General features: G+C 68.9%; 13 protein-coding genes. 5 read left to right on the forward strand and 8 right to left on the reverse strand.

Annotated elements, in window-relative coordinates; all coding sequences use genetic code 11:
• Positions 1–78: 78 nt before the first annotated feature.
• A complete protein-coding gene (locus ACYJSS_RS22400; RefSeq protein ID WP_236205405.1) occupies positions 79–1,629 on the forward strand; it encodes a ComEC/Rec2 family competence protein in 1,551 nt (516 codons plus the stop codon).
• Between the two features lie 124 nt (positions 1,630–1,753).
• On the opposite strand, the gene ACYJSS_RS22405 is transcribed toward ACYJSS_RS22400, so the two are convergent.
• The 3 genes from ACYJSS_RS22405 to ACYJSS_RS22415 form a co-directional block, all read right to left on the reverse strand.
• The gene (locus ACYJSS_RS22405; RefSeq protein ID WP_111264850.1) at positions 1,754–2,092 is read right to left on the reverse strand and encodes a DUF2025 family protein; all 339 of its coding nucleotides are present in this window, start codon (positions 2,090–2,092) and stop codon (positions 1,754–1,756) included.
• A gap of 148 nt (positions 2,093–2,240) precedes the next feature.
• Complete coding sequence (locus tag ACYJSS_RS22410) at positions 2,241–2,783, reverse strand: hypothetical protein (RefSeq protein ID WP_236205404.1); 543 nt, start codon at positions 2,781–2,783, stop codon at positions 2,241–2,243.
• A 170-nt stretch (positions 2,784–2,953) separates the two neighbouring features.
• On the reverse strand, positions 2,954–3,085 hold the full coding sequence (locus ACYJSS_RS22415) for a hypothetical protein (protein ID WP_256604897.1): 132 nt from the start codon (positions 3,083–3,085) through the stop codon (positions 2,954–2,956).
• Positions 3,086–3,375: 290 nt separating this feature from the next.
• On the opposite strand from ACYJSS_RS22415, the gene ACYJSS_RS22420 reads away from it, so the two are divergent.
• From ACYJSS_RS22420 to ACYJSS_RS22430, 3 genes are all read left to right on the forward strand, one after another.
• A complete protein-coding gene (locus tag ACYJSS_RS22420) occupies positions 3,376–4,173 on the forward strand; it encodes a PP2C family protein-serine/threonine phosphatase (RefSeq protein WP_236205403.1) in 798 nt (265 codons plus the stop codon).
• Between the two features lie 22 nt (positions 4,174–4,195).
• Positions 4,196–5,740: a serine/threonine-protein kinase gene (locus ACYJSS_RS22425; RefSeq protein WP_236205402.1), complete on the forward strand. Its 1,545-nt coding sequence runs from the start codon at positions 4,196–4,198 to the stop codon at positions 5,738–5,740.
• Between the two features lie 61 nt (positions 5,741–5,801).
• Positions 5,802–6,656, forward strand: a complete 855-nt coding sequence (locus tag ACYJSS_RS22430) for an FHA domain-containing protein (protein WP_236205401.1) — start codon at positions 5,802–5,804, stop codon at positions 6,654–6,656.
• Between the two features lie 37 nt (positions 6,657–6,693).
• On the opposite strand, the gene ACYJSS_RS22435 is transcribed toward ACYJSS_RS22430, so the two are convergent.
• The 4 genes from ACYJSS_RS22435 to ACYJSS_RS22450 form a co-directional block, all read right to left on the reverse strand.
• A complete protein-coding gene (locus tag ACYJSS_RS22435; protein ID WP_236205400.1) occupies positions 6,694–7,113 on the reverse strand; it encodes a DUF4019 domain-containing protein in 420 nt (139 codons plus the stop codon).
• Entirely contained in the window at positions 7,110–7,406 is a 297-nt protein-coding gene (locus ACYJSS_RS22440) for a hypothetical protein (RefSeq protein WP_236205399.1), read from the reverse strand. Before ACYJSS_RS22440 ends, ACYJSS_RS22435 begins: the two co-directional genes overlap by 4 nt.
• Before the next feature lie 28 nt (positions 7,407–7,434).
• A complete protein-coding gene (locus ACYJSS_RS22445; RefSeq protein WP_236205398.1) occupies positions 7,435–7,683 on the reverse strand; it encodes a hypothetical protein in 249 nt (82 codons plus the stop codon).
• 122 nt (positions 7,684–7,805) lie between these two features.
• The gene (locus tag ACYJSS_RS22450; protein WP_236205397.1) at positions 7,806–8,411 is read right to left on the reverse strand and encodes a glutathione S-transferase; all 606 of its coding nucleotides are present in this window, start codon (positions 8,409–8,411) and stop codon (positions 7,806–7,808) included.
• A gap of 126 nt (positions 8,412–8,537) precedes the next feature.
• Between ACYJSS_RS22450 and ACYJSS_RS22455 the strand changes: the two genes are divergently transcribed.
• The gene (locus tag ACYJSS_RS22455) at positions 8,538–9,437 is read left to right on the forward strand and encodes a LysR substrate-binding domain-containing protein (RefSeq protein ID WP_236205396.1); all 900 of its coding nucleotides are present in this window, start codon (positions 8,538–8,540) and stop codon (positions 9,435–9,437) included.
• A 62-nt stretch (positions 9,438–9,499) separates the two neighbouring features.
• On the opposite strand, the gene ACYJSS_RS22460 is transcribed toward ACYJSS_RS22455, so the two are convergent.
• The gene (locus tag ACYJSS_RS22460; RefSeq protein ID WP_178083020.1) at positions 9,500–9,892 is read right to left on the reverse strand and encodes a hypothetical protein; all 393 of its coding nucleotides are present in this window, start codon (positions 9,890–9,892) and stop codon (positions 9,500–9,502) included.
• Between the last annotated feature and the right edge of the window lie 19 nt (positions 9,893–9,911).

Consider the following 9,911-nt stretch of genomic DNA (forward strand, 5'->3'; position numbering starts at 1 on the left):
CCTGGCCGTGCCGGCGGCAGCCTGCCCACCACTCTTCTATGCTCCTGCGCGCCCAGCATGCGCAAAAGGAGCCTGAGCATGACCACCACCGCCGCCGTGCTTGCCGTCGACCTGGCCAACGTCTACGACGCCCCCAAGGCCGGCAAGCTGCTCTACACCCTGGCCTGGGGCGACTACGTCGATGTGCTGGAGGTGACCGACACCCACCTGCGCATCGCCACCCATACCTACCAGGAACGCTCCGACGGCAGCATCCTGCCGGTCGCCACCGAGGCCTGGCTGGTACCGCCTAAGTCCGCGCGCCGCAACGGGCGTCGGTTGAAACCGGCCGACCTGGTGATCCCGCGGGCGGACAGCCGGGTGCTCAAGGTCAACTTCGTCGACGTGCAGCAGGGCGATGGCGCGGTGATCGAGACCCCCGGCGGCAAGGTGATGCTGGTGGATGGTGGCGACAACCAGATGTTCGCGCGCTACCTGGCCGCGCGTTATCGCGGTTCCCGCGCCGAGGCACCCAAGGTGATCGATTGCATCCTGGTCACCCATGGCGATGCCGACCACTTCTCCGGCCTGACCCAGATCCAGCGCTCGGAGACCAACGCCGAACCGCGCAAGCGCCTGTTCATCGAGCCCCGGCGCATCTACCACAACGGCCTGGTCAAGCGCTCGAAGACCGGGCGCAAGGAAACCGAGCTGCTCGGCCCCACCCTCGACGCCGACGGCATCAAGCTGCTCACGCCGCTGCTGGACAGCCCGCTGCAAGTCCCGGCCGAGGCGATGAACACCGACTTCCGCGCCTGGCGCAAGGCGCTGGAGGCCTGGCAGGCACGGGCCGCGCAGCTGGGGCACCCCGGCATCGAGTTCCGCCGCCTGTCCGAGGGCCAGCACGACGCCTTCGATTTTCTGCGTGACGAGGACATCGACGTGCAGGTGCTCGGCCCGCTGCTCAGCGAGGCCGGCGGGGCGAGCGGCCTGCCGTTCCTCGGCAGCACGCCTTCCGGGCCGCGTGTCGGCCACGAGTCCCTCGACATCGGTGCCGAGGGGTTCGCCGGTTTTTCCGCCTCGCACACCATCAATGGCCATTCGATCGTCTTCCGCCTGCGCTATGGCGGCTTCAACTACCTGTTCTGCGGTGACCTCAACGACGAAGCCGGGCGTACCCTGGCGCGCCAGCACGACGCCGGCGAGATCGACCTGCGCGCGGAGGTCTTCAAGGTGCCGCACCACGGCTCGGCGGACTTCTCCGGCGGCTTCTTCAAGCGCGTCGAGTCCATCGTCAACATCGTCTCCAGCGGTGATGACCCGATGAACGAGTACATCCACCCCCGCGCCACCCTGATGGGCGCGCTCGGCCGCTACTCGCGGGTGGACGAGCCACTGGTGTTCGTGACCGAGCTGGTGGCCTTCTTCCGCCTGGAGGGCTGGGCGCATCTTTCCGACAAGGAAAAGGCGGAGAAGCGCGGCGACTTCTTCGCCTTCAGCCGCAGTGCCTACGGCCTGGTCAAGACCCGCACCGACGGCAAGCGCCTGCTGGTCTACACCGACAGCGGCAAGGCCGATCTCAAGGAGGCCTATTGCTACGAGCTGGATGCCGACGGCGTGCCCCAGCCGGCGGTGGTGATCAAGGTCTAGCCGCTGTCGAAGAACGGCCGCGCCGCCTCGCCTGCCTTTTCAATGGCCATCCAGGGGGCTCGGGCAGGCGGCGTCGGCCGGGCGCTGGGCGGGCCCGACGGCGCCGGGCGACGCGGGGCACGGCTCAGGCCGTCAGGGTGGACGGCTTGAGCTGGCGCTCGGCGGTGATTTCCGGCAGGTCCTTGCGGCGCATGTAGACGCGCAGGGGCTCGGTGACGTTGAGGCGATCGTCGATGTTCTGCTCCAGCAGCAGCTGGATCAGCTCGCGCTTGAGGGTCATGGTGCGGTCGCCATGGGGCTGCCAGACGAATTCGCAGGCCGGCATGATGCTGTCGTTGTCCACATCCATGCCGAACGAGTCCTCGCTGAAGCGCACGATGTGCCGCCCGGTCTTGGTGTTGAAGCCGACGAAGCCGTTGAGCTGGTCGGCGGCGGCGCAGATGCCGCTGGAGGTGATGCTCATTGGGTAAACCTCGCTGGAGGGTCCGGGGACCCGGGTCAGGTCTACACGCGCAGGCGAAGCGATGGCCCGGTCTGGCGCCGGGCTCGGCGGGGGATTGTGCAACAGCTCGTCGTCCGGGGGAGGACGGTGGATTGCCGCAGGCGCGCCGCTACTGCTCCGGCGCCTGGACGGGTGGCGGGGGCGGGGGCGTGACCAGGGCGTTGACCACCGCCAGGGCCTTCTCGAACGACGGATAGCCACTCTTGGCCACGTCCAGGTTGGCGTAGTCGGCGCGATACAGCTCGGCCTTCAGCGGGTCCGCCTCGCTGATCAGGAAGGGCTCGGCGTAGATCTTGTAGAGCAGCGCGGTGGCGTGGGGGTGGTGCTTCGCGGCGGCCCGTTCCAGCAGGCTGAGCACTTCCTCCACCTGCGGGCCCTCGTGGATCTTCAGCACCGCCTGGTAGAAGGGCACCTCGCCGCGCTGGTCTTGCGCCTCGGCACGGCTGAGCAGGGCCGAGGCCAGCTCGAAGTTGTCCGGCTCACCGGAGGCGACCAGCATCTTCGCCTGCAGCATGTCGTTCTGGTACAGCAGGCGCTCCTCGCGGCATTGCTCGCCCGACATCGGCTCGTCGCAGGAGTGGGAGGCGCATCCGGCCAGCAGCAGCGGCAGGCCCAGCGCGAGCATCCATGCATTGGTACGTTGGTAGACCATCGATCGTCCTCGGACCCCGGAAAGTAGGTGCTTCGACCCGTGCCACGGCGCGCGGTTCGCCCGCATGCGAAAGCGCCCGGCACCGGGTGGCCGGTACCGAGCGCTGTCGAGTTGAACCCATGGATGGCGGTCGGGCTCGCCCGGCCCGCCTTCCCCCTTGCCGCTACGCCCTAGGGCAATGCCCCGTGGCTGCCCAGCAGGCCATCGCCATGCTTCTTGTCGCGCTTGGCCATGCGCTTCTCGTGGGCGCTCTTCAGCGGCTTCTTCTTGCTTTCCTTCTTCGCGTTCATGCCTTTGCTCATGGTGCTTCTCCGTCAGGGGTTGGGGGTGGCGCATCCCTGCGATGCAACGCTCTCGATCACCCGCACCTCCTTCGGCTGCCGGAGCCGGCCATTTGCTGCTACACCCAGAAGCATAGTCGGGAAGCGGCGAGCTGCAGGCCCGCGCAAAGCCTCGACTGCTTAACACTTGGGCATGGAAAACCGCGACAGCGCACGCCCGTGATCGCATCATGCGGGGTTGCGGTGACGGGCCCCGGGGCGCGGCGCCGGATGAGTTCACGCGGTGGCAGTACGGACGGGAAAGCATGGGAATGACGCCTGGCCAGGAACCCCTGGGCTATGCGGCGCAATCGGTCGCCGGACGGGTTCGCGATCACAACGAGGATGCGCTGCTGTGCAGGCCGGCGCTCGGCCTCTGGGCGGTCGCCGACGGCATGGGCGGGCACAGCTGCGGCGAAGTGGCCAGCGCCATCGCCCTGGAGACCCTGGAGCGCGAGCTGACCCGGGGCCTCGACCTGGAAGCCGCCGTGCACGCGGCCAACCTGGCGGTGCTCGATGCTGCCGAAGGGCTCGACGACGAGCGCCGTGGCATGGGCACCACCCTGGTGGCGGTGCGCTTCCAGGGCACCGATTTCGAACTGGCCTGGGTCGGCGACAGCCGCGCCTATCGCATCGACGCCGCCGGCATCCACCAGATCAGCCGCGACCACAGCTGGGTCCAGGCGCTGGTGGACGCGGGCCAGATGACCCCCGAGCAGGCGCGCACCGACGCACGGCGCAATGTCATCACCCAGTGCCTGGGGCGCGACGACCAGGCGCTGGAAGTCGGCCTGCTCAGTGGCAGCCTGCTTCCCGGCGAACTGCTGCTGCTGTGCAGCGACGGCCTCAGCGGCGAGCTGGAGGACGAGGAGATCCATGCCCAGTGCAACAAGGCCCGGACGCTGGACGGTATGGTCGATCAGCTGATCGTACTAGCCAATAGCCATGGCGGCAGGGACAATATCTCCTGCATCGTGCTGGGCCTGCCCGCGCAGGAGCAGGGACCGGCCAAGGCCCCACCCCCGCGTTCCTTCCTCAGCCGTTTGTTCAACCCCCGAAAACCACGATGAATCCGACGCGCATCGACTCCCTATGAATGACAGCTTGCTAGAAATACCCGGCTACAGCGTGCACGGCCGGCTGGGCAAGGGCGGCATGGCCGAGGTCTACCTCGCGACCCAGGAGTCGCTGCATCGCCAGGTGGCGATCAAGGTGCTGCAGCGCCTCGACGACGAAGCCTTCGCCAGGCGCTTCGTCAAGGAAGCGCACCTGGTCGCATCCCTGCACCACCCCTCGATCATCACCATCCACGACATCGGCCAGCTCGCCGACGGGCGCTACTACATCGCCATGGAGTTCGTCGCCGGTGGCGACCTGGCGCAGCACCGGGGCGAGCGCTTCGAGCCGCAGCGGGCGCTGGACATCGTCCGGCAGATCGCCGCCGCGCTGGTGGTGGTGCATGACAAGGGCATGGTCCACCGCGACATCAAGCCGGCCAACATCCTCTTCCGCGAGGACGGCACCGCGGTGCTCAGCGACTTCGGCATCGCCAAGGAGCTGGAACTCGACAGCGAGCTGACCCAGTACAACGTCGCCGTCGGCAGCCCCGCCTACAGCAGCCCCGAGCAGGCCCAGTGCCAGCCGCTGGACGCGCGCAGCGACATCTACAGCCTGGGCGTCATCCTCCTGGAGATGCTCGGCGGCACCAATCCCTTCCGTGGCTCCAGCTACACCCAGACGGTGATGAACCATGTGCAGCAGGAGCCCCCGCGCCTGCACGGCGCCCTGGAGCGCTACCAGTTCCTGCTCGACCGCATGCTGGCCAAGGACCCCGACGAGCGCTTCGCCGACTGCCGCGTGCTGCTGGCGAGCCTGGCCGAACTCAACGAGGGCGAGCTCGACAACACCCGCCTGACCCCCGCCCCCAAGGCCGCCCCGCGCGACGCCAGCCCCACGCGCAAGGCGAAGGCAGCGCCTGCCGCCCCCGCGCAGCCGGCCCCGCGCCGTGGCATGCCGATCTGGGGCTGGGCCCTGCTGGGCATGCTGCTGCTCGCCATGGGCGGCGGCCTCGGCTACCACCTGCTGCAACAGAAGAAGATCGACGACCTGCTGGCCCAGGCGGAACTGCGCCTGAGCGCCGGCAGCCTGGTGGAGCCGGCCGGCGACAGCGCCGAGCACTACTTCAACCAGGTGCTGGCCCTGGATGCCGGCAACGCCGCCGCCACCCAGGGCCTGGCCCGCGTGCTGCAGGCCCGGGTCGACGCCCAGGTGGCCCTGGGCGACCAGCGCCTGGCCGAAGACCGCCTGCTGCAGCCCGAGGGCGACAGCGCGGTGGCCTACTACCAGCAGGCGCTGGCCTTGCAACCCGAGAACCCGCGCGCATTCGCGGGCCTCGAACAGGTGGCGCGGCGCTTCGCCCTGCTGGCCGAGGAAGCCTACGGCCACCGTGAGTTCGCCCTGGCCCTGGAATACATCAAGGGTGGCCTCGCGGTGGCGCCGGAAGACCCGCAGCTGCTGCAGCTGCAGGCCGACCACGCCATGCGCGTGCGCAAGGCCCAGGTGGTACGCAGCCAGGCGCGGCAGCAGCAACAGACCGCCAACCCGGTCAAGCGTTTATGGAACCGCATCTTCGACTGATGCGCATCGACGGGCCAGCTGGGTGATCGGCTTGGCGCAACCAGGATCAAGGATTTCGGACATGCTCAGGATTCACTTCGCGGACAATCGCCAGGAACCGGTCTGGCTGGCGGACGAACGCTTCACCATCGGCCAGGACGCCCGCAACCACCTGGTACTCAACGAGGCCGAGGTCAGCCCCTTCCATGCGGAGATCCGCCAGGACCACGGCCTCTACTACCTCACCGACTGCGGCACCCGCAGCGGCACCTTCGTCAACGGCGAGCGCATCGGTGCGCGCTACCAGCTGCGCTCCGACGACCGCGTGCGCATCGGCACCCTGGAGCTGCTGCTGGTCGACCCGGCCAAGGTCAAGCCCAAGGCCGCGCCCACCGCGCGCTGGTTCCTGCAGGTGATCAAGGGCGAGCACGAAGGGCAGAAGTTCCACGTCACCGGCTCCATGACCTTCGGCCGTTCGGTGAAGTGCGAGCTGTGCTTCAGCGACCTGGAGCTGTCCCGTCGCCATGCCGAGTTCTTCCTCAAGGACGACGTGCTGGAGATCAAGGACCTGGCCTCGGCCAACGGCGTGTTCGTCAACCAGCAGAAGGTCGGCACCGCGGTGCTGGCGCCGGGTGACCAGGTGCGCATGGCCTCGGTGACGCTGCTGGTGATCGGGCCCAAGGTGGAAGTGCGCCAGGCCGCCGACGAGGACGCCACCCAGTTCGTCCGCGTGATCGACCTGCCCAAGCCGGTCGCTGCCCCGCGCCCGGCCAGCCAGCCGGCGGTGGCCAATCCGCTACGCGCCGCCGCGCCGGCGCCCGAGGCTCCCGCAGTGGCCGCCTCCGTTGAGGATCGCACCGGGCGCCTGGTGCTGATCGGCGGCATCGTCCTGGCCGTGCTGGGCGTGGCGGCCGTCGTCGCGAAATTCGTCCTGTAGGCCGCGTGCCTGGCCGACCCGCCCGGGTCGGCCTCTTTCAATCGACGTAGTACCCGGCCACCCGCCACTGGCCGTCGGTGTCGCGCATCGGCGTCACCGTCTCCACCGCCTCGCTGTGGTGCTCGAAGTTGCTGCGGTACTCGAGGATCACGTACTCGCCGTCCGGCAGGCCCGGCAGCTGGGTCGCGTACTTGGCCGACTGCAGCGTGCGCGCCCGCACCGCCCCCAGGGGCGAGCGCAGGTCCACCGCCAGGTTGATCCAGTCATAGCGCGTCACCGAGTGACGGAACAGGCTCGCCGCCTGCTGCCAGCTGCGCAGGTAATCCTCGCTGTCGGCGATGGCCAGCCAGGCGCCCGCGGCAGCCTTGGCCTGCTCGATCTTCTGCGCCTCCGTGGCCTGGGCGAGGGTGCAGGCCAGCAGGCCGAAGGCCAACAGGGCACTGCGTAACATCTTCATCCTTCTCTCCTTGAATGCAGGGGTTGCCGGTCTATCCGGTACGCCTGGTGCAGCAGGATACGCAGGGCCAGGCGGCTCTGCGCGTCGTTCGGCGGCAGGTCGAACCGGGGCAGCCAGGCGCGCCGCGTGCGGATATCCACCCAGCGCCGGGCGCCGCGCACCCGGATGTGGCAGAACGGCCGGTGCCCCAGGTAGAAGCTGCCGGGGCGGGGCTCGCTGATGCACGGCCAGTTCCTGATCTCTCCCAGCAGTTGACCGAGGTCCGCCAGGGCATGTTCCGGGTTTCGCGCCATGGGCCATCCACTCCCGCCGGTCGCCGGCTCAGAACACGTAGCGCGCCGGATTGCCAAGCAGTGACCGTGCCAGCGGCCCGGCCTGGGGCAGCTCCAGGCTGGCCGGCAGGGCCAGGGGCGGGCGCTTGTCGCTGGCGGCAAGGGGCAGGAACAGGTCCTGGGCGTGGCTGGTATCGAGGCGGGCGAGGGCTTGCCAGTCGGCCGCCGCGAGGGTGCCGGCCAGCGCCAGCACGCCAGCCAGGGCGAGCAGCGAATCGAAGAGGCGGGTGAGTGTCATGGCGACTGTCCCTGTCGGAATGGTGGTCGCCTGTCGCGAGCGGCAGGCCGTCGGAGCTGTCCATCCTAGGCAGCCACCGGCGGCGAATATTGCCTGCTTTGTCGTGGAACTGTGAAGGTTTGTTAAGCCATTGGCGTGGCGAGGAAGGCCGGCAGCCGCTCGGCGCGTTCGGCGAAGGCCGCCAGCGACGGGTAGCCGGCGGGCTCCAGTTCGTCGCGGATCACCCGCTGGGCGAAGCCCCAGGCCACCGCCAGGCTGATGCCGTCCTGGCCGATCGCGGCGCCTTCGCCCAGGGGGCGGCGGGCCAGTTCCGTCTCCAGCTCGCTGCAGGCCGCGTGCAACTGGTAGCGCACCCGCTCCAGCCAGGGCGCGTGCTGCTTGTCCTGCGGGCGCAGCTCCTTCTCGTAGACGATCTGCACCGCCTTCTCGCACAGCGCCAGGGCCAGGCCGACCACGCGCAGGGCCTGGGCGCGCGGGGCTGGCGCTGCGGGCAGGAGGCTGCGCCCGGCGAGGGTTTCCAGGAAGTCGAGGATCAGGCTCGAATCCATCAGCGTGGTGCCGTCGTCGAGCACCAGGGTCGGTGCCTTGACCACCGGGTTGATCGCCTTGAAGGCATCGAAATGACGAAACACCGAAACCGCCTCGTGCTCGAAGGGGATGTCGAGCGCCCGCAGGCTGATGGCGACCCGGCGTACATAAGGGGAATCCAGCATACCGATCAGTTTCATTAACAGGTTCCTTGGCGACGGATTGGAGGAAGCGCCTCGACCAGGTGGGCGGCTCACCAGAAAATAGCGGCGCGCCGGTGCCGTGAATATCGATACTTTCTGCCGATTCCTGTTAGTTTTCCTTACATGAACCACATGCCTCCACTGGCCTCGCTGCGCAGCTTCGAAGCGGTCGCGCGCCTGGGCAGCATCACCCGGGCCGCGGCCGAGCTGCACGTCACCCACTCGGCCGTCAGCCAGCAGATCAAGCAGCTGGAGCTGCTGCTCGGCCTGCCGCTGTTCGTCCGCGAAGGGCGCGGCCTGCGCCTGAACGAGGATGGCCGCCTCTATGCCCTGCAGATCCGCCGGGCGCTGGAGGACATCGGCGAAGCCACCCGCCTGGTGCGCGACCGCCCCGAGCGCGAGGCGCTGACCATCGCGGTGATGCCGTCCTTCGGCGCCCAGTGGCTGCTGCCGCGCCTGCCGCGTTTCCAGGCGCGCCACCCGCTCTACCGCATCCACCTGCAAGCCAGCCTCGGGTTGCAGGACCTGCGCCAGTCGGGGGTCGACCTGGCCATCCGCATGGGCCAGGGCAACTGGGAGGGGCTGGAGCGGCGCCGGCTGTTCGACGACGAACTGCTGCTGGTGGCCTCGCCGCGCCTCAATGGCGGCGACCTGCCGCAGACGCCCCAGCAGGCCCTGCGCCTGCCCCTGATCCGCACCGCCGAACCCTGGCTGCGCTGGTGCCAGGCGGCCGGCGTGGACGAGCCGCCAGCGGACCTGGGCCTGTGGATAAACGACTCCAACCTGGTGCTGGAGGCCCTGCGCCTGTGCCAGGGCATCGCCCTGGAACGCCGCAGCCTGGTACAGGGCGCACTGGCGCGGGGCGAGCTGGTGCAGCTCACCGGCATCAGCGTGCCCTACGCCTTTCCCTACTGGCTGGTGTGGCAGCCGGGCGAGGGCGTGGGCCAGAAGCACGAGGATTTCGGCACCTGGCTGGACGAGGAGGCCACGCTCTATCGCGCGTCCATCGGCCAGGCGCGGTGACGCCCGGCGCGCGCCCATGAAAAAGGGAGCCCTGGGGCTCCCTTGTTCCTTGCCTGGGTGGATCAGTCCGCCAGGCGCTGGTCGCGGCGCAGCTGCAGCAGGTCGCCCTGGGTGCACTGCTGCGGCTGGGCGGCGGTCAGGTCGTAGCAACGCTGACCGAAGCCCATGGGCCAGTAGATGATCGCGAAGGGCGGCCAGAAGATCGACGCCACGCGAAAGCGCGCGCGCAGCTTGCCCTGTTGCACCAGCGTGCCGTGGCTGTCGGTCAGCTTGTAGGGGATGCCGCCGGCGGAGCTCCAGAAGAACGGGCGGGTGGTCACCATGCCCTGGCTGAACTGCTGGGGACGCTCGTAGACCGAGACCTTGGTGTCTTCCGGGAGCTTGAAATAGGTGCGGGTGGAGCAACCCCCCGCCACCAGGGCCACCGCGACGATGGCGGCCGTGCGCTTGAACATCTTCACATCCATTCCTTTA

Source organism: Pseudomonas sp. No.21, assembly GCF_054558415.1.

Coding starts and splice junctions, on each gene's coding strand:
- ACYJSS_RS22445 (WP_236205398.1), bottom strand. CDS start 7,683: ATGACACTCACCCGCCTCTTCGATTCGCTGCTCGCCCTGGCTGGCGTG.
- ACYJSS_RS22400 (WP_236205405.1), top strand. CDS start 79: ATGACCACCACCGCCGCCGTGCTTGCCGTCGACCTGGCCAACGTCTAC.
- ACYJSS_RS22450 (WP_236205397.1), bottom strand. CDS start 8,411: ATGAAACTGATCGGTATGCTGGATTCCCCTTATGTACGCCGGGTCGCC.
- ACYJSS_RS22440 (WP_236205399.1), bottom strand. CDS start 7,406: ATGGCGCGAAACCCGGAACATGCCCTGGCGGACCTCGGTCAACTGCTG.
- ACYJSS_RS22415 (WP_256604897.1), bottom strand. CDS start 3,085: ATGAGCAAAGGCATGAACGCGAAGAAGGAAAGCAAGAAGAAGCCGCTG.
- ACYJSS_RS22430 (WP_236205401.1), top strand. CDS start 5,802: ATGCTCAGGATTCACTTCGCGGACAATCGCCAGGAACCGGTCTGGCTG.
- ACYJSS_RS22405 (WP_111264850.1), bottom strand. CDS start 2,092: ATGAGCATCACCTCCAGCGGCATCTGCGCCGCCGCCGACCAGCTCAAC.
- ACYJSS_RS22460 (WP_178083020.1), bottom strand. CDS start 9,892: ATGTTCAAGCGCACGGCCGCCATCGTCGCGGTGGCCCTGGTGGCGGGG.
- ACYJSS_RS22435 (WP_236205400.1), bottom strand. CDS start 7,113: ATGAAGATGTTACGCAGTGCCCTGTTGGCCTTCGGCCTGCTGGCCTGC.
- ACYJSS_RS22425 (WP_236205402.1), top strand. CDS start 4,196: ATGAATGACAGCTTGCTAGAAATACCCGGCTACAGCGTGCACGGCCGG.
- ACYJSS_RS22420 (WP_236205403.1), top strand. CDS start 3,376: ATGACGCCTGGCCAGGAACCCCTGGGCTATGCGGCGCAATCGGTCGCC.
- ACYJSS_RS22410 (WP_236205404.1), bottom strand. CDS start 2,783: ATGGTCTACCAACGTACCAATGCATGGATGCTCGCGCTGGGCCTGCCG.
- ACYJSS_RS22455 (WP_236205396.1), top strand. CDS start 8,538: ATGAACCACATGCCTCCACTGGCCTCGCTGCGCAGCTTCGAAGCGGTC.